At 63.2% G+C, this 16782-nt stretch carries 19 protein-coding genes; 9 read left to right on the forward strand and 10 right to left on the reverse strand.

The features are described 5' to 3' along the window. The first annotated feature begins 115 nt into the window (after positions 1-115). Positions 116-1345 (forward strand): MFS transporter, encoded by a 1230-nt coding sequence (locus EN818_RS24820; RefSeq protein ID WP_165350002.1) that lies wholly within the window; start codon positions 116-118, stop codon positions 1343-1345. Between the two features lie 31 nt (positions 1346-1376). Here EN818_RS24820 and EN818_RS24825 read toward each other — a convergent pair whose 3' ends face one another. Further along, complete coding sequence (locus EN818_RS24825) at positions 1377-2027, reverse strand: glutathione S-transferase family protein (protein WP_135904617.1); 651 nt, start codon at positions 2025-2027, stop codon at positions 1377-1379. Positions 2028-2410: 383 nt separating this feature from the next. Here EN818_RS24825 and EN818_RS24830 point away from each other — a divergent pair, with 383 nt between their 5' ends. The 5 genes from EN818_RS24830 to EN818_RS24850 all read left to right on the forward strand — a co-directional run bounded on the left by EN818_RS24830 (position 2411) and on the right by EN818_RS24850 (position 6074). Further along, positions 2411-3055, forward strand: coding sequence for a 50S ribosomal protein L25/general stress protein Ctc (locus EN818_RS24830; protein ID WP_095806978.1), 645 nt, complete (start codon positions 2411-2413; stop codon positions 3053-3055). A 24-nt stretch (positions 3056-3079) separates the two neighbouring features. Further along, on the forward strand, positions 3080-3805 hold the full coding sequence (gene pth, locus EN818_RS24835; protein WP_095806979.1) for an aminoacyl-tRNA hydrolase: 726 nt from the start codon (positions 3080-3082) through the stop codon (positions 3803-3805). Between the two features lie 94 nt (positions 3806-3899). Next, entirely contained in the window at positions 3900-5003 is a 1104-nt protein-coding gene (gene ychF, locus EN818_RS24840) for a redox-regulated ATPase YchF (RefSeq protein WP_095806980.1), read from the forward strand. A gap of 124 nt (positions 5004-5127) precedes the next feature. Then, a complete protein-coding gene (locus tag EN818_RS24845) occupies positions 5128-5598 on the forward strand; it encodes a MaoC family dehydratase (RefSeq protein ID WP_095807045.1) in 471 nt (156 codons plus the stop codon). Continuing rightward, positions 5595-6074 carry a MaoC family dehydratase gene (locus tag EN818_RS24850; RefSeq protein WP_095806981.1) on the forward strand — a complete coding sequence of 160 codons (480 nt, stop codon included), beginning with the start codon at positions 5595-5597 and terminating at the stop codon, positions 6072-6074. The genes EN818_RS24845 and EN818_RS24850 overlap by 4 nt, the downstream gene beginning before the upstream one ends. Positions 6075-6169: 95 nt before the next feature. Here the strand turns inward: EN818_RS24850 and EN818_RS24855 are convergent, their stop codons facing one another. The 4 genes from EN818_RS24855 to petA form a co-directional block, all read right to left on the reverse strand. Beyond that, on the reverse strand, positions 6170-6715 hold the full coding sequence (locus EN818_RS24855; RefSeq protein ID WP_095806982.1) for an adenine phosphoribosyltransferase: 546 nt from the start codon (positions 6713-6715) through the stop codon (positions 6170-6172). Positions 6716-6910: 195 nt separating this feature from the next. Next, positions 6911-7783 (reverse strand): cytochrome c1, encoded by an 873-nt coding sequence (locus EN818_RS24860; protein WP_095806983.1) that lies wholly within the window; start codon positions 7781-7783, stop codon positions 6911-6913. Between the two features lie 19 nt (positions 7784-7802). Next, positions 7803-9104, reverse strand: a complete 1302-nt coding sequence (locus EN818_RS24865; RefSeq protein ID WP_095806984.1) for a cytochrome b N-terminal domain-containing protein — start codon at positions 9102-9104, stop codon at positions 7803-7805. Between the two features lie 17 nt (positions 9105-9121). Then, complete coding sequence (petA, locus tag EN818_RS24870; protein WP_095806985.1) at positions 9122-9682, reverse strand: ubiquinol-cytochrome c reductase iron-sulfur subunit; 561 nt, start codon at positions 9680-9682, stop codon at positions 9122-9124. Positions 9683-9993: 311 nt separating this feature from the next. Here petA and EN818_RS24875 point away from each other — a divergent pair, with 311 nt between their 5' ends. Then, positions 9994-10338, forward strand: a complete 345-nt coding sequence (locus tag EN818_RS24875; RefSeq protein ID WP_095806986.1) for a cupin domain-containing protein — start codon at positions 9994-9996, stop codon at positions 10336-10338. Here EN818_RS24875 and EN818_RS24880 read toward each other — a convergent pair whose 3' ends face one another. Genes EN818_RS24880 through EN818_RS24895 form a run of 4 tightly spaced genes read right to left on the reverse strand, consistent with a single transcriptional unit; the run spans position 10339 to position 15005 of the window. Beyond that, positions 10339-10650: a DUF6665 family protein gene (locus EN818_RS24880; protein WP_095806987.1), complete on the reverse strand. Its 312-nt coding sequence runs from the start codon at positions 10648-10650 to the stop codon at positions 10339-10341. It abuts the gene before it with no gap. A gap of 8 nt (positions 10651-10658) precedes the next feature. Further along, positions 10659-12542: an ABC transporter ATP-binding protein gene (locus tag EN818_RS24885; RefSeq protein ID WP_095806988.1), complete on the reverse strand. Its 1884-nt coding sequence runs from the start codon at positions 12540-12542 to the stop codon at positions 10659-10661. Continuing rightward, positions 12539-14419 carry an ABC transporter ATP-binding protein gene (locus EN818_RS24890; protein WP_095807046.1) on the reverse strand — a complete coding sequence of 627 codons (1881 nt, stop codon included), beginning with the start codon at positions 14417-14419 and terminating at the stop codon, positions 12539-12541. The genes EN818_RS24885 and EN818_RS24890 overlap by 4 nt, the downstream gene beginning before the upstream one ends. Positions 14420-14444: 25 nt before the next feature. After that, a complete protein-coding gene (locus tag EN818_RS24895) occupies positions 14445-15005 on the reverse strand; it encodes a hypothetical protein (protein ID WP_165350001.1) in 561 nt (186 codons plus the stop codon). A 283-nt stretch (positions 15006-15288) separates the two neighbouring features. Between EN818_RS24895 and EN818_RS24900 the strand changes: the two genes are divergently transcribed. After that, a complete protein-coding gene (locus EN818_RS24900) occupies positions 15289-15747 on the forward strand; it encodes a tRNA (cytidine(34)-2'-O)-methyltransferase (protein WP_095806989.1) in 459 nt (152 codons plus the stop codon). 148 nt (positions 15748-15895) lie between these two features. Next, a complete protein-coding gene (soxR, locus tag EN818_RS24905; protein ID WP_095806990.1) occupies positions 15896-16339 on the forward strand; it encodes a redox-sensitive transcriptional activator SoxR in 444 nt (147 codons plus the stop codon). 152 nt (positions 16340-16491) lie between these two features. Here the strand turns inward: soxR and EN818_RS24910 are convergent, their stop codons facing one another. After that, the gene (locus EN818_RS24910; protein WP_095806991.1) at positions 16492-16749 is read right to left on the reverse strand and encodes a hypothetical protein; all 258 of its coding nucleotides are present in this window, start codon (positions 16747-16749) and stop codon (positions 16492-16494) included. Between the last annotated feature and the right edge of the window lie 33 nt (positions 16750-16782).

Below are 16782 nucleotides of genomic sequence, written 5' to 3' on the forward strand. Positions count from 1 at the left end.
ACTCGCGAAACAATTGGACCAAACCACGAAAGAAGTCGCCATTCAAGCAGAATATAAGGCACCCAGCCTATACGGCTGGCCGCGGTTTGCCGCCAGAAGTCCACGGAGCATTGCCTTGACCGATACGACCGCCACCACCGTCGCGACGCCAGCGACGGCAACCAACATCTCGGCGCAGGCGACGGCATTCACCGTCATCCTTGCGGTGAGCTTCTGCCACTGCATAAACGATATCATGCAGTCGCTGTTGGCGGCCATCTATCCGCTGCTCAAGGAAAACTACGGTCTCGATTTCTGGCAGATCGGTCTTTTGACCTTCACCTTCCAGGTGACGGCATCGCTGCTGCAGCCGCTGATCGGCATGATCACCGACAAGCGGCCGATGCCCTATTCGCTCCCCTACGGCATGGCTTCGTCGCTGATCGGCCTGGTCGTGCTCGCTTATGCCGGCCATTACTGGCTGCTCCTGATCGGCGCCTCGCTGATCGGTATCGGTTCGGCGATCTTCCATCCGGAATCCTCGCGCATCGCCCGCTTCGCCTCTGGCGGCCGCTTCGGCCTGGCGCAATCGCTGTTCCAGGTCGGCGGCAATTTCGGCCAGGCGATGGGCCCGCTGCTGGCAGCCTTCATCGTCGTGCCCTTCGGCCAGACCAGCATTTCCTGGTTCGCCATCGGCTCGCTGATCGGCATCATCGTGCTGTGGCAGGTCGGCGGCTGGTACAGCCGGCTGCGCGCCTCGATGGCCACCCGCAAGCAGCCTGTTCACGTCTCACCCTTCGCGCGCAAGAAGGTGATGGGCGCGCTCGCCGTGCTGACGCTGCTGGTGCTGACCAAGAACGCCTACATCGCCTCGATCTCCAGCTACTACACCTTCTACGCCATCCATAAGTTCGGCGTTTCGGTGCAGATGTCGCAGGTGATGCTGTTCCTGTTCCTCGGCGCCTCGGCGCTGGGCATCCTGCTCGGTGGCCCGTTTGGCGACCGCTACGGACAGAAGGCGATGATCTGGTTCTCGATCGTCGGCGTGCTGCCGTTCACCCTGGCGCTCCCCTACGCCAACTTCGAATGGACGATGGTGCTGACGGTGCTGATCGGTCTGATCCTGTCGTCGGCCTTCTCCAACATCGTCGTCTTCGCTCAGGAACTGGTCCCGGGCCGCGTCGGCATGATCGCCGGCATCTTCTTCGGTTTCGCCTTCGGCATGGGCGGCATCGCCGCGGCGGTGCTCGGCGTCATAGCCGACATGAAGGGCATCGACTTCGTCTACCAGCTCTGCTCCTACCTGCCCTTCCTCGGCCTGCTGACGGTCTTCCTGCCGAACATGAGGGAGGCGAAGAAGGCCTGACGTCCAGAATTGGAATTGTCGGGCCGGGCAGTCAGTCCGGCTCGGCCGCGCTCCTGACTGGTGGCAGCTCCGGCGCTTCCAGTCCGCCGAAAGGATCGCGCCAGGCATCGATCGCCTCGAGCCGCCGGTACCAGCGGCTGACAGACGGATAGTCATCGAGCGGCAGCCTGGCGACACTGTTGAAAGGCAGCAACGTCGCCATGCGAAAGTCTGCATAGGATACCGTCTCTCCAACCAGCCACACTTGTTGTGAAAGCGTATCCAGGAGTGCAGCGGCCGTGTGGAACCGCCTCAGTCCCTCCTCGACCAGCGCTTGGTCGATCGGGCCGAGCCGGTAGCGCTGCTTGGTGCCGCGCTCGAAATGCACCATGTCGCAGGCCCGGACAAAATTCTCCTTGCCCCAGCTCAGCCACCGGATCATGTCCGGTTCGTCGTCGCCGCTGCGCCAGAAATCCGAACGCGCGTCGCGCGAAAGCCGGCAGGCGATTGCGTCGGCTTCCCACAGGCTCCATCCCGGGCCGGCTAGTATGGGTATGGTCAGGTTTGGGTTGAGCGCGCGGTAATGCTCGGTTTGCCCGGGCGCCATGGGCGCGGCGAATTCGAACGCGATTTTCGCCTCGAGATGCCGCGCCACGGCAACGGCCAGGCGAGGATTGGGATTGCGGCTGAACAATAGTTTCATGTCGGTCCACACAGATCTTTCGGATGTCCGCCCCCCAGGACGATTGAAATCCGCCCAATGCTACATCCAATGCTTTCATCCGGAGAGGTGTCGCGCGACCGAGGTGGAACTTGTATGAAGCCGAAGCGTCGGCCATGCCCTGCCGGAAATTCTCATGAACGCCCAGCCAAGCTTCCGCGGCTTGCACCCTCGCCCGCCTTCCGCTATAGAGCCGCCACCCGCGTAGACACCCTTGGAGGCAACGCGGAGGAAGGCCGGCTAGGCCTGCATGATCCCCAAATCGGATTTTGGACCAGATCGTGCAAGGCCATGACGGCTTTCGACGTTTACGGCGGAGCATTGAGCTTGCCGCGGACGCTCCATAACACGCGAAAGGAAATGCCATGAGCCACGATACTTACGAGCTCAAGGCCGAAGCGCGCGAACAGGTCGGTAAGGGGTCCGCCCGTGCAGTTCGCCGCAACGGTAAAGTGCCTGCAGTCATTTACGGCGACAAGCAGCCTCCCCTGGCGATTGCGCTGAACTACAAGGACGTCTTCTACAAGATCCACGGCGGCGGGTTCCTGACCACGATCGCCACGATCGATGTCGACGGCAAGAAGATCCAGGTCCTGCCGAAGGACTTCCAGCTCGATCCAGTCAAGGACTTCCCGGTCCATGTCGACTTCCTGCGCATCGGCAAGGACACCGAGGTCAATGTCGACGTTCCCGTTCACTTCATCAACGAGGAGAAGTCGCCCGGCATCAAGCGCGGCGGCGTGCTCAACATCGTTCGCCACGAAGTCGAGTTCCACTGCCCGGCCAATGCGATCCCGGAATTCATCACCGTCGATCTTACCGGCACCGACATCGGCGATTCGATCCACATCTCGGCGGTTACCCTGCCGGCCGGCGTCAAGCCGGTGATCTCCGACCGCGATTTCACCATCGCGACCATCGCCGGCTCCTCGGCGATGAAGCCGGAAGCGGCGGAGACCACCGAAGTGGCCGAGCCTGAAGCGGCGGCTGCTGCGGCCGAAGAGAAGTAAGCTCTTCCGCGCCCGGAGGCGACGATGCTTGTCTTTGCAGGCCTCGGCAATCCGGGCGCGAAATATGAGAACAACCGGCACAATGTCGGCTTCATGGCGGCGGACGCGATTGCCCGCCGCCATTCCTTTTCGCCCTGGTCGAAGAAATTCCAGGGCCTGATTTGCGAAGGCGTGCTCGGCGGCGAGAAGATCCTTCTGATCAAGCCGCAGACCTTCATGAACCTGTCCGGACAGTCGGTTGGCGAGGCACTGCGCTTCTACAAGCTCGGGCCTTCCGATCTGACCGTCTTCTACGACGAGATCGACCTCCCGGCCGGCAAGGTCAGGATCAAGGTTGGCGGCGGCTCCGGCGGCCATAACGGCATCCGCTCGCTCGACCAGCATGTCGGCAAGGATTTTCGCCGCGTGCGCATCGGCGTCGGCCATCCAGGCGTCAAGGAGATGGTGCATGGCCATGTGCTCGGCGACTTCGCCAAGGCCGATCGCGAATGGCTCGACGTCCTGCTCGACGCGATTGCCGACGATGCCGGATTGCTGGCCAAGGGCGACGACAGTTCCTTCATGAATCGCATCACGCTGGCGCTGCGCGAAAAGCTGGTGCCGACCGGCGACGACGACCGACCGCCGCCGAAGCCGCCGAAGGCCCAGAGCCACATCCGTCAGGCGCGCCAGCACCAGGCGCCGGCAAAGTTGCCTGAAAGCGGGCCGATGGCTGCGATGCTGAAGAAGCTGTTTGGCGGCAAAGACTGAGGCCGACCAGGGATCGCAGCGCAGGACTTGACGATCGTCGCCGCTTTCGCCCATAGCCCTCACCAAATCGAACTCCCGATAGGACCGAAAGAACATGGGTTTCAAATGTGGCATCGTTGGCTTGCCCAACGTCGGCAAGTCGACGCTGTTCAATGCGTTGACCAGGACGGCCGCCGCGCAGGCCGCCAACTATCCATTCTGCACGATCGAGCCGAACACCGGCGAGGTGGCGGTGCCCGATCCACGTCTGCAGAAGATCGCTGAGGTCGCCAAGTCCAAGGAGATCATCCCGACCCGCATCTCCTTCGTTGACATCGCCGGTCTGGTGCGTGGCGCCTCCAAGGGCGAAGGGTTGGGCAACCAGTTCCTGGCCAATATCCGGGAGGTCGACGCCATCGTGCATGTGCTGCGCTGCTTCGAGGATGACGACATCACCCATGTCGAGGGACGCATCGATCCGGTCGCCGACGCCGAGACCGTCGAGACCGAGCTGATGCTCGCCGATCTCGAAAGCCTCGAACGCCGCATCGTCCAGATCCGCAAGCGCGCTGCCGGCAAGGACAAGGAAGCAATGACGGTGCTGCCGCTCATGGAAGCCGCGCTCGAGCTGCTGCAGGGCGGCAAGCCGACCCGCATCCTGCTCGAGGGCATCGCGGCCGAGGACCTGCGCATCCTGCAGGGGCTCAACCTGCTCACCTCGCATCCGGTGCTTTATGTCTGCAACGTCGCCGAGGCCGATGCCGCGACCGGCAACGAGCACAGCAAGGCCGTGGAAAAGATGGCTGCCGCGCAGGGCGCCAGCACCGTGGTGATCTCGGCGGCGATCGAAGCCGAAGTCGCCCAGCTTTCCGACGAAGAGGAAATGGAATTCCTAGCCTCGCTCGGCCTCGATGAGCCGGGTCTCAACAAGGTGATCCGGGCCGGCTACGAGCTGTTGCAGCTCATCACCTACTTCACCGCCGGGCCGAAGGAGACGCGCGCCTGGACCGTGCACAAGGGCGCCAAGGCGCCACAGGCCGCCGGCGTCATCCACACCGATTTCGAGCGCGGCTTCATCCGTGCCCAGACGATCGCCTATAACGACTTCGTCACGCTGGGCGGCGAAGTCGCGGCCAAGGAAGCCGGCAAGGCGCGCGACGAAGGCAAGGAATATGTCGTCCAGGACGGCGACGTCATGCTCTTCAAGTTCAACACCTGATTTTGCCCGGCAATTGGCTGGTGGCTGCGCTCGGCTCCGCTCACCAGAAATCACTTGACCGAATTGCCTTGAGCCTTCATCCGGGATGCCCAACCTTGGGGATCACGCATTCCGGATTGTCGACATGACCCGAAAGACCTGGGCCTACGAGGATTTCGTCGAGGGCGCCACGCTCGACCTCGGCAGCAAGGATGTGAGTGCCGCCGAGATCATTGAATTCGCCAGCGAATTCGACGCCCAGCCGATGCATCTCGATGAGGAGGCCGGCAAGGCGAGCATCCTCGGTGGTCTTTCGGCTTCTGGGTGGCACACCTGCGCGATGTTCATGCGCATGCTGTGCGACGCCTTCCTTCTCGATTCGACCTCGCAGGGTTCGCCCGGGATCGAGCATGTGAAGTGGAAGAAGCCCGTCCTGGCCGGCGACCGGCTCACCGGCACAGTCACCGTGCTTTCCAAGCGCCAGTCGAAGTCCAGGCCGCAGCTCGGCCTGGTTGCCATGCGCAGCGAGCTCTTCAACCAGCGCGGCGAGAGTGTCTTCGAGCTCGAGAACACTGGCATGTTCCTCGCGCGTGATGCCGCACAGGGCCTGTCATGACTTTGGACGAGTTCTTCCTGATCGGCGAAACCGTCACGCTCGGCTCGCACAAGTTCGAGGCCGACGAGATCAAGGCCTTCGCCCGCAAGTACGACCCGCAGGCCTTTCATGTCGATGAGGAAGCCGCGCAGAAGAGCGTTCTCGGCGGGCTCTGCGCCTCCGGCTGGCACACCGCCGCCACCTGGATGAAATACAATCTGCAAAAGCGCATGGAGACCGAGGGCGTCCGCTGGACCGGCCCTGGACCGCAGCCGGAATTCGGCCCCTCGCCCGGCTTCCGCAACCTGAAATGGCTGAAACCGGTCTATGCCGGCGAGACAGTGACCTTCACGCGCACCGCGCTCGCCCATCGCCCGCTTGCCGCGCGCCCCGGCTGGAACCTGCTCACGCTGCGCTCGGAAGCGTTCGATTCGACAGGCGCCAAGGTGATCGAGTTCGACAGCGCTGTGTTGGTGAGGGTGAATGGTGAATGGTGAAGGGTGAATGGTGAATAGTAAGTAGTAAGTAGTAGCCACGGAGCTACTATTCACTATTCACTATTCACTATTCACTATTCACCATTCACCACCAATCAATGCCCCTCGAAGCCGATCAGCGTCCGGACCGGCACGCCGAGCGCTTCCAGCTTCCGGCGCCCGCCGAGATCCGGCAGGTCGATTACGAAGCAGGCGGCAACGATGTCGGCGCCGATCTGCCTGAGCAGCTTCACCGCCGCCTCCGCCGTACCCCCGGTGGCGATCAGATCGTCGACGAGGATGACCTTCTCACCCTCCGAGACGCCATCCTTGTGCATCTCCATCTCGTCGAGCCCATATTCGAGGCTGTAGGCGACGCGCACGGTCTCGTAAGGCAGCTTGCCCTTCTTGCGGATCGGCACGAAGCCCGCCGAAAGCTGGTGCGCCACCGCACCGCCGAGAATGAAGCCGCGCGCCTCGATGCCGGCGATCTTGTCGATCTTCAGCCCGGCGTAAGGATGCACCAGTTCGTCGATGGCGCGGCGGAAGGCGCGCGCATCGCCAAGCAAGGTCGTGATGTCCCGGAACAGGATGCCGGGCTTGGGATAGTCGGGGATGGTGCGGATCGCGGCAAGCAGCGTGTCTTCGAGCGACGATTTCATCAGGCGGCTCCCCGGCCCATGATCTGAGATTCGGGCAATGATCGTGAACGGACCGATCGTAGCCGCCCGCAAGGATGACGGCTACCGCCTACCGGAAAATTGTCTGGCAAATGATCAGATCGGCGTGCCGAGGCAGTTGAAAGACAAAGGGCGCCCTGCGGCGCCCTTCAAGATCTTGTGGGACTGGTCGCGGGCTCAGTGCGCCACGTCGGCCCACACCCGGCGCTTGGTGAGATAGACCAGCGCGCCGAACAGAACCAGGAAGATCAGCACGCGGAACCCGGTCTTCTTGCGGTCTTCCAGATGCGGCTCCGCGGCCCACATCAGGAACGCCGACACGTCGCGCGAATACTGGTCGATCGTCTGCGGCGAACCGTCGTCATAGGTCACCTGGCCGTCTGAGAGCGGCTTGGGCATCTTCAGCGACACGCCGGACAGGAAGTACGGATTGTAGTGCGTGCCTTCCGGGATCACCATGCCGGCCGGCGGCGTCTGGTCGTAGCCGGTGAGCAGCGAATGAATGTAGTCCGGACCGCCCTGGGCGTACTGGGTGAAGATGTCGAAGACGAAGCGCGGGAAGCCGCGCTCGACACCGCGCGCCTTGGCGAGCAGCGACATGTCGGGCGGAGCGGCGCCGCCATTGGCGGCGGCGGCTGCCTGCTCGTTCGGGAACGGCGCCGGGAAGTGATCCGACGGCTTGCCCGGGCGGTCGAACATGTCGCCGGCGTCATTGGGACCGTCATGGATCGTGTAGCTGGCGGCAAGCGACTTCACCTGCGCGTCGGAATAGCCGAGGTCCTCTAGCGTACGGAACGCCACAAGGTTCATCGAGTGGCAGGCCGAGCAGACTTCCTTGTAGACCTTCAGGCCGCGCTGCAGCTGGGCCTTGTCGTAGGTGCCGAAGGGACCCGCGAAGCTCCAGCCCATTTCCTTCGGTTCATTGATCGGGAAATGCGTCGGCGCGGCCGCGTTGTGTTCCTCCTCGGCGGCAAAGGTCCCTGCACCTGACATACAAGTACCCGCGACCACCAGGCCAAACAAAGCCAGCGAGGTGAGAATCTTCTTCATGCCAAATCCCCTCAGATTCTCAGCCTTTGGTTTCCGGCGCGGCCGTCGCGCCCGCCGGATGCCCGCTGCCGCCCTTTTTCTTTTCCAGCACCGCCTCGGTGATCGAGTTCGGCAGACGCCGCGGCGTCTCGATCAGGCCGAGCACCGGCATGATCACCAGGAAGAAGGTGAAGTAGAACAGCGTCGCCATCTGCGCCATGAACACATAGCTGCCCTCCGCCGGCTGCGAGCCCAGCCACCCGAGCAGGATTGCGTCGGCCACGAACAGCCAGAAGAACAGCTTGTACCAGGGCCGGTAGACCGCCGAGCGCACCTTCGATGTGTCGAGCCACGGCACCAGGAACAGCATGGCGATGGCGCCGAACATGCACAGCACGCCGCCGAGCTTCGAGTTGATCGGCCCGATGTTGAAGGTGATGGCGCGCAGGATCGCGTAGAACGGCAGGAAGTACCATTCCGGAACGATATGGGCCGGCGTCTTCAGCGGGTTGGCGATCGTGTAGTTGTCCGGATGGCCGAGATAGTTCGGCAGGTAGAAGACGAAATAGGCGAAGAAGAACAGGAACACGATCATGCCGAACGCGTCCTTGATGGTCGCATAAGGCGTGAACGCAACCGTGTCGGTCTTCGACTTGACCTCGATGCCGGTCGGGTTCGACTGGCCGACGACATGCAGCGCCCAGATGTGCAGCACGACGACGCCTGCGATCATGAAGGGCAGCAGATAGTGCAGCGCAAAGAAGCGGTTGAGCGTCGGATTGTCGACGGCGAAACCGCCAAGCAGCAGTTCCTGGATCCAGTTGCCGACCAGCGGAATGGCGCTGAAGAAGCCGGTGATGACGGTGGCGCCCCAGAAGCTCATCTGGCCCCATGGCAGCACGTAGCCCATGAAGCCGGTCGCCATCATCAGCAGGTAGATGATGCAGCCCAGGATCCATAGCAGCTCGCGCGGCGCCTTGTAGGACCCGTAGAACAGTCCGCGGAAGATGTGAATGTAGACGGCGACGAAGAAGAACGAGGCGCCGTTGGAATGGAGATAGCGCAGCAGCCATCCCGAGTTCACGTCGCGCATGATCTTCTCGACCGAATCGAAGGCGAGATTGGTGTCGGACGTGTAGTGCATGGCCAGCACGATGCCGGTCAGGATCTGCGAGGCCAGCATGATCGACAGGATGCCGCCGAACGTCCACATGTAGTTGAGGTTGCGCGGCACCGGGTAGGAGACAAAGCTGTCATGGACCAGCCGCGGCAGCGGCATGCGCGCGTCGAACCAGCGCTCGATACCGGTCTTGGGCGTATAGGTCGAGTGTCCCTCGCTCATCGAATTATCCCCCTGCCTCAACCGATAAGGATCTTGGTATCGGAAATGAATTTGAATACCGGGATCGCCATGTTCTCCGGCGCCGGACCTTTGCGGATGCGGCCGGCAGTGTCGTATACCGAGCCATGGCAGGGGCAGAACCAGCCGCCGAAATCGCCTTCCTGGCCTAGCGGGATGCAGCCGAGATGGGTGCAGACCTGCACCATGACCATCCAGGCTTCCTTGCCGGCCGTTGTGCGGTTGGCATCGGTCGCCGGGGCATCTGCAGGCAGGTTGGCGTTGCGCGCGATCGGATCCTTCAGCTCGTCAAGGCTTACCGCCTCGCCGTCCTTCATTTCCTTTTCGGTGCGGTTGCGCACCACGACCGGCTTGCCGCGCCACTTGACGATCAGCGAGCTGCCGGGCTGCAGCGAGGAGACGTCGACTTCGACCGAGGCGAGCGCCAGCGTCGAGGCATCCGGCTGCATCTGGTCGATGAACGGCCAAGCGACGGCGCCCGCACCGACCACGCCGGCCATGCCGGTGGCAATATAGAGAAAATCGCGACGGTTGGGATCGTGGATGTCGGTTGCGCTCACGGGTGCCTGATCCTTTCGCCTCTTTCCGTGCCGGCGGCCGAGCCTTGTCCCGCTCAATCGCGCCGGCCCGACAGCGCATGGCGAACAGGCTAGCGAATTCCTCCGGCATTTGGAGTTCGGTTTATGCGTGAAGCCCGTTTTTGTCCAGACGGGTGAAGGCACAAGGGCAGATTGTCGCGGGTGCCTGGCGCGGCCCCGCCAAGCGGTGCGCCGACTGCCCCTCGAGCGCCCCGAAACAACGGGAAATCCTGCCCGTTTTCCAGCCCCTACCCGGCTCGACAGCGGCAGATGGCGCGGGCTATTCTGGAGCCATGGCGCATGTCATCGAGCGTGACAGATGGGCGCAAGCGCCCGACCGTTGGCAAGGTGAGCTGCAATGCGGCGCCTTCGGCTCCAATAGCTGCCTGATCTTCAACTACCTGCCCGAGATCGGCGGCGGCCCGCGCCTGCACAAGCACCCCTACGCGGAGATCTTCATTGTCCGCTCCGGCACCGGCCTGTTCACGGTCGGCGACCAGGAGATCGAGGCCTCGGCCGGGCAGATCCTCATCGTGCCGCCCGGCACGCCTCACAAATTCACCAATCTCGGCCCCGGTCCGCTCGAGACCATCGACATCCACGAGAATGGCAGCTTCATCACGGAATGGCTGGAGTAGCTAGCTGGCCCCCAGCCTGACCAACACCGCCCGCGGGATATCGTACTCGCGGATCGCGGCGTCATGCTTGCGAAAACCGCAGAGCTCGCGCTGGATGAAATATGCGTGGACGGCAGCCGCCGCTTCCTTGAGCAGCCGGCTGCGATGCTCGCCCTCGCCGTTCTCGCGCAGCTTCGCCAGAGTCTGCTCGACGCGCTGGCCGGCGCGGCCAAGAGCGGCCGCCTTCTCGGCGAGGATTTCGTGGCCGAGCAGGTCGAACGCACTTTCCTGGGCGCCGCTTCGTCCAAAATTCGTGGGCATCCGTACCGACATGGCCCGTTCTACTCCGCCGGCCGCGTCTCTTCCAGCGCGCTTTCCTCGTTGAACAGGAAGCCGCCGGACTGCCGTTTCCACAGCCGCGCATAGAGCCCGTCGAGCGCGACCAGCTCGTCATGCGTGCCTTGCTCGACGATGCGACCGCCGTCCAGCACCACCAGACGATCGAGTGCTGCGATGGTCGACAGCCGGTGAGCGATGGCAATCACTGTCTTGTTCTCCATCAGCCGCGCCAGATTTTCCTGGATCGCGGCCTCGATGTCGGAATCGAGCGCCGAAGTCGCCTCGTCGAGGATCAGGATCGGCGCGTCCTTGAGGAACACGCGCGCGATCGCGACGCGCTGGCGCTGGCCGCCGGAGAGCTTCACGCCGCGCTCGCCGACATAGGCCTCGTAGCCGACGCGCTCGCGGTTGTCGCGCAGCCCCATGATGAACTCATGCGCCTCGGCCTTTTTCGCCGCGGCGATCACCTGAGCGTCGGTCGCATCCGGCATGCCGAGCTTGATGTTGTCGCGCAGCGAGCGATGGAACAGCGCCGTGTCCTGGCTCACCACACCGATATTGGCGCGCAGCGAATCCTGCGTCACATGCGCGATGTCCTGGCCGTCGATCAGGATCTTGCCGCCTTCGAGATCGTAGAGCCGCAGGATCAGATTGGCCAAGGTCGTCTTGCCGGCACCCGACGGACCGACCAGTCCGACCTTCTCGCCCGGCCGCACGACGAGATCGATGCCGTCGAGAACGCCCGCTCCCTTGCCGTAATGGAAGGTGACGCGACTGACGTCGATGCGTCCCCCGTTGACGAACAGTTCGCTGGCGTCCGTCGCATCGATCAGCCCGAGCGGCTGCGAGATCAGCGCCTTTGAATTTTCCAGCACGCCGAGATTCCTCAGGATGCTGTTGAGCTGCATCATCAGCCGGCCAAGCAGCATGTTGAGCCTGAGCACCAGAGAAAGCGTGAAGGCGACGGCGCCGACGGTGATCGAGCCTTCCACCCAGAGATAGATGGCAAAACAGGCGATCGCCGTGATCATCACCCCCGAAAGCGTCGTCAGCGCCATGCGCACCCCGGTCAGCCGGCGCGTGAACGGCCGCAGCGCATCGAGATAGATGTCGAAGCCGTTGCGGATATAGCGGTCGTCGCCATCGGCCGAAAACAGCTTCAGCGTCTGCACGTTGGAATAGGAATCGACGATGCGGCCATTGATCATCGAACCGGCCTCGGCCGTCGCCTCGGCATGCTTGCGGATCGCCGGCAGATGAAGCCTGGCCAGCCAGGCGAAAGCCACGATCCAGATGACCACCAGCACCGCCAGCCTGAGATCGAGGCCGGCGACCAGCGCCAGCGTCGTCACCGTGTAGACGATCATGAACCAGACGACCTCGAGGAAGCTCTCCATCAGGTCGCCGGTCGCCTGCCCCGCCTGCCAAACCTTTGTCGCGATGCGGCCGGCGAAATCGTTCTGGAAGAAGGCGTAGGACTGACGCGAGACATGCCGGTGCGCCTGCCAGCGCACCAGATTGTAGAAGCCCGGCGTGATCGTCTGCTCGTCGACCAGCGCCGACAGACCGACCACCAGCGTGCGGATGACGAGCACCACCGCGCCCATGAACAGCAGCTCGGGACCGGCGGCCGCCCACAGCGCATGCCAGCTGCGCTGTCCGGGCAACTGGTCCAGTATGTCGACCAGCCGACCGACGAAGTAGAACAGCCCGGCTTCGACCAGCGGCGCGACGCCGCCGATGACCAGCATGGCGAAGAAGGCGAGCTTTGCCTGCCCGACATAGTGCCAGATGAAGCCGCCGACGCTGGCAGGTGGCCGAAGTGTCGCCGGCTCGCGGAACGGGTAGACCCAGCGCTCGAACCAGCGGTAGACGGCCTTCATCATTCGGCGGCTTCACCCTTGGCTATCGCATCGTTGGCGGCATCGGTGGGCGCGTCGTCGAGCAGGAAGCCACCGGACTGGCGCTGCCAGAGCTGGGCATAGAGCCCGCCTTTGGCGACCAGTTCGTCGTGCGACCCTTCCTCGATGATGCGGCCCTTGTCCATGACGACGAGCCTGTCCATCGCGGCGATGGTCGACAGCCGATGCGCGATGGCGATCACGGTCTTGCCCTGCATGAGCCTGTAGAGGTTCTCCTGGATCGCCGCCTCGGCTTCGGAATCGAGGGCCGAGGTCGCCTCATCGAGGATGAGGATCGGCGCGTCCTTCAGCATGACGCGGGCAATTGCGATGCGCTGGCGCTGGCCCCCGGACAGTTTGACGCCGCGGTCGCCGACATAGGCGTCGAAATTCTTGCGGCCTTCGGAATCGGAAAGCTCGGCGATGAAGTCCAGCGCCTCGGCCCGCTTGGCCGCCTCGACCAGCATCTCTTCAGTCGCGTCGGGCCGGCCGTACAGGATGTTTTCACGCACCGAGCGGTGCAGCAGCGAGGTATCCTGTGTCACCATGCCGATCTGCGCGCGCAGCGAATCCTGTGCCACCGCCGCGATCTCCTGGCCGTCGATCAGGATCCGGCCGGCTTCCAGGTCGTAGAAGCGCAGCAGCAGGTTGACCAGCGTCGATTTGCCGGCGCCCGAGCGGCCGACAATGCCGACCTTCTCGCCAGGCTTCACAGTCAGCGACAGGTTCTCGATGACGCCCTTCTGCCTGCCGTAGTGGAAGCGGATATCTTCGAAACGGATCTCGCCCAGGCTGACGGCGATGTCCTTGGCGCCCGGCCTGTCTTCGACCAGGCGCGGCAGCGAGATCGATTGGATGCCATCTTGGACCGTGCCGATATTCTCGAACAGGCCAGACATCTCCCACATGATCCATTGCGACATGCCCCACATCCTGAGCACCAGGCCGATGACAACGGCCACCGCCCCGATCGTCACCGCATCGCCGAGCCATAGCCACAGCGACAGCGCCGTGACGGAGAACAATAACAGCGCGTTCAAGATGTAGAGCAGGCCGTAGAGGATGGTCACCAGCCGCATCGAGCGGTAGACCGTCTCGAGGAAACCCGCCATGCCTTCTCTGGCGAAGCCCGCTTCGCGGCGCGCGTGGCTGAACAGCTTTACCGTCTGGATGTTGGCGTAACTGTCAACGACTCGACCAGTCATGGTCGAACGCGCATTGGCCTGCTCTTCTCCGACCCTGCCCAATCGAGGGATGAAATAACGCAGCAGGGCGATGTAGCCGACCAGCCACACAGCCAGCGGCGCCGCCAGCCGCACGTCCGCCGAGCCGACGATGAACAACATGCCAAGGAAGTAGACGATGACGTAGTTGAGAACGTCTATGATCTTCATGACGCAGTCGCGCACGGCAAGTGCGGTCTGCATCAGCTTGGTGGCGATGCGGCCCGCGAACTCGTCCTGGTAGAAAGCCATGGACTGTTTCAGCAGGTAGCGATGCACCTGCCAGCGGATGCGCATCGGATAGTTGCCCATCACCGTCTGCTGGTTGAGCAACGAACGCAACCAGACGGTGCCGGGCAGCGCAACCAGCACGATGAAGGCCATGCCGGCGAGCTTCCAGCTCTCTGTCTGCAGAAAGGTTTCGCGGTTCTGCGCCGACAGCCAGTCGACGATGCGGCCCATGAAACCGAACATCCACACTTCGGCGACGGCGATTGCCGCCACCAGCAAGGCGTCCAAAATGATGTAGGGCCAGACGCCGCGCGTGTAGTGCACGCAGAAGGCGACCAGCGTCTTCGGCGGCTCGACCGGCTCCGCGGCGGGAAACGGATCGAGCCTTTTTTCAAACCAGCGGAACATTTCCGGGCACTCGACTGTCTTGCGCTCACGCGGCGCGGGATTGATGGACAAGCTTGCCTGGCCGCGCGGCGCCGCGGGCCGGCGATACGGAATCGACCGCATCGCCGGCCCTGCTTCGCGCAATATAGGGTGTCGCGGGCTTTTCGCCGACAGGCTGCCGGGCCGATGATCCTGACGACAAGCTGTCGCCGGCCCGTGCTTTGTTGCCCGGCCGGATCATCCGGATGATGCGGCGCACCAGCGAAGGCCGGCTGGGGTCGGGCACGGCATGCGAGAAATCGACGTCCGGAAGCATGCCGCGATGCGGACGTCGGCGCGTCTCGGCGTGCACCGCTGACGAATAGGTTTCGCCGATCAGCAGCGCCCAAGTCGCCATCTTGCGCTCGTGCAGGGTTCTCGAGCCGGGTATTTTGTAGGGATCGAACACTGGTCCGTCCTCCATGTGCAATTGCGATAAAAAGGGTGAAACGAACACGACCGCCGGCATTCGGCCGGAGGCACGGAATGCGTCGGTCCAGACACGACAGACGTCGGCCGTGACACGTTCAGGTGGGACGTGGCGTCCCTTTGGCAGTTTGAAAAACATCGCGAGATTCCTTCGAGAGCCGAAACTGGGCTCGGCGGGAATCGGTGCGATGAGGACTTAAAGTGTCAGGAAAATCGTCGTACCGAAACCGCCGTCGGGCGTAGATGGCCCCAGGAGAGGCGCTGGATGTGCATAGTCATCATGTGGTCCCCTCCCTTCGGTTCGGGTTGACGATGAGTGGCATATACTCGATTTCGCAGAATATGGCCACCCGCCAGTCCAGAAATCGGAAAACCCGCGAAGCCGCTGTGGCCGATCTGCCACTTATTAGAAGGATGCGGAAATGAACGATTGTCTCCGCATCGCGCTCTACCAGCCGGATATTGCCGGCAACACCGGGACAATCCTGCGCTTTGCCGCCTGTCTTGATCTGGGGGTCGACATCATCGAGCCGGCCGGCTTCCCGCTCTCCGACCGGACGCTGAAGCGGGCCGGCATGGATTACCTCGAAATGGCGGCGCTTTCCCGCCATGCCGACTGGCACGCCTTCGAGGATTGGCGCCGGACGAACGCCCGCCGCCTCGTGCTGCTCACCACCAAAGCCGCGATTCCCTACACCGATTTTGCTTTCGCCGCCGGCGACGTCCTTCTGTTCGGTCGCGAATCCGCTGGCGTGCCGGAACAGGTTCACCAGGCGGCGGATGCGCGACTGACCATTCCGATGCGCCCTGGCGCGCGGAGTATCAATGTCGCGCTGTCCGTCGCCATGGTCGCCGGCGAAGCCCTCCGCCAGTTCGGATAGGATCCTCAGGCCTTCCCCGCTCTGGCTTACCGCCTCGGCTCCAGCCGTCACTTTCACCCAGGCGCACATTCGCTTTCTCCTGCATTTGCCCTGTCAGGATTTCTTCGCTACAAGCTCAACTTAACTTGAGGTCAAGCGGAAAATTCGAATGACTCCGGCAAAGGAATTGACGGTCGGCCAGGTGGCCATGCGCAGCGGCGTCGCGGTATCGGCGCTGCATTTCTACGAAGCGCGCGGCCTGATCCGCAGCCACCGGACATCGGGCAACCAGCGGCGCTACGGCCGCGACGTGCTGCGGCGCGTGGCGATCATCCGGGTCGCCCAGGAGGTCGGCATCTCGCTTGCCGAGATCGCCGCGGCGCTCGGGTCGCTGCCCGAGGGGCGTACGCCGACGCGCGAGGATTGGAATCTGCTTTCAACGGCCTGGCGCGACGGACTCGACCACAAGATCAGCCAGTTGAAGAAGCTGCGCGACGGCCTGACCGACTGTATCGGCTGCGGCTGCATGTCGATCGACAAATGCCCGCTCAGGAACAAAGAAGACCGTCTGGCGCGAGAGGGTACGGGCGCAAGGCGGCTGGCGGTACGCTGATGGTCTAGCTCCAAGGCGCGTTGAGATTCAGGTCAGGCCGAGTCGAAAATGGTGGTTTCGAGAACCGGAGCGGAGCGTACTTTTCGTACGTGAGCACCGGAGCGCAGGAAACCGCCATTTGCAGGCCGGTCTGACCTGAATCTCAACGCGCCTTAATCCGCCGCCGGCAGCCGCCGCATGGTGAATTCGATGACGTCGCCCGGCCGTTCGAACCAGCTCTCGATCTCGGTCCAGTAAGCTTGCTTGGGGAAGCGCTCGAACCATTCCTTCGCCTTGAGCCGCGCCGCCGGTCGGGGCAGCACGAAGGTCTCGCGCAGGAATCCATCGCGAGGCTGCCCTTCGCGCTCGGCACGCGAGCGCTCCAGCCTCTTCTTCAGTCCATCCAGCGGCGGTCTTGCCGGCGCGCGCACGAAGGAAACTCCTTGCAGCTTGGTCAGACAGGA

This window comes from Mesorhizobium sp. M3A.F.Ca.ET.175.01.1.1, assembly GCF_004791945.1.
In the GTDB taxonomy this organism is placed as follows: Bacteria; Pseudomonadota; Alphaproteobacteria; order Rhizobiales; family Rhizobiaceae; genus Mesorhizobium.

What these genes read in the sequence shown, in the direction of transcription:
- EN818_RS24825 (WP_135904617.1), bottom strand. Translation starts at nt 2,027, where the DNA reads ATGAAACTATTGTTCAGCCGCAATCCCAATCCTCGCCTGGCCGTTGCC.
- EN818_RS24830 (WP_095806978.1), top strand. Translation starts at nt 2,411, where the DNA reads ATGAGCCACGATACTTACGAGCTCAAGGCCGAAGCGCGCGAACAGGTC.
- pth (WP_095806979.1), top strand. Translation starts at nt 3,080, where the DNA reads ATGCTTGTCTTTGCAGGCCTCGGCAATCCGGGCGCGAAATATGAGAAC.
- ychF (WP_095806980.1), top strand. Translation starts at nt 3,900, where the DNA reads ATGGGTTTCAAATGTGGCATCGTTGGCTTGCCCAACGTCGGCAAGTCG.
- EN818_RS24845 (WP_095807045.1), top strand. Translation starts at nt 5,128, where the DNA reads ATGACCCGAAAGACCTGGGCCTACGAGGATTTCGTCGAGGGCGCCACG.
- EN818_RS24850 (WP_095806981.1), top strand. Translation starts at nt 5,595, where the DNA reads ATGACTTTGGACGAGTTCTTCCTGATCGGCGAAACCGTCACGCTCGGC.
- EN818_RS24855 (WP_095806982.1), bottom strand. Translation starts at nt 6,715, where the DNA reads ATGAAATCGTCGCTCGAAGACACGCTGCTTGCCGCGATCCGCACCATC.
- EN818_RS24860 (WP_095806983.1), bottom strand. Translation starts at nt 7,783, where the DNA reads ATGAAGAAGATTCTCACCTCGCTGGCTTTGTTTGGCCTGGTGGTCGCG.
- EN818_RS24865 (WP_095806984.1), bottom strand. Translation starts at nt 9,104, where the DNA reads ATGAGCGAGGGACACTCGACCTATACGCCCAAGACCGGTATCGAGCGC.
- EN818_RS24875 (WP_095806986.1), top strand. Translation starts at nt 9,994, where the DNA reads ATGGCGCATGTCATCGAGCGTGACAGATGGGCGCAAGCGCCCGACCGT.
- EN818_RS24880 (WP_095806987.1), bottom strand. Translation starts at nt 10,650, where the DNA reads ATGTCGGTACGGATGCCCACGAATTTTGGACGAAGCGGCGCCCAGGAA.
- EN818_RS24885 (WP_095806988.1), bottom strand. Translation starts at nt 12,542, where the DNA reads ATGATGAAGGCCGTCTACCGCTGGTTCGAGCGCTGGGTCTACCCGTTC.
- EN818_RS24890 (WP_095807046.1), bottom strand. Translation starts at nt 14,419, where the DNA reads ATGTTCCGCTGGTTTGAAAAAAGGCTCGATCCGTTTCCCGCCGCGGAG.
- EN818_RS24895 (WP_165350001.1), bottom strand. Translation starts at nt 15,005, where the DNA reads ATGTTTTTCAAACTGCCAAAGGGACGCCACGTCCCACCTGAACGTGTC.
- EN818_RS24900 (WP_095806989.1), top strand. Translation starts at nt 15,289, where the DNA reads ATGAACGATTGTCTCCGCATCGCGCTCTACCAGCCGGATATTGCCGGC.
- soxR (WP_095806990.1), top strand. Translation starts at nt 15,896, where the DNA reads ATGACTCCGGCAAAGGAATTGACGGTCGGCCAGGTGGCCATGCGCAGC.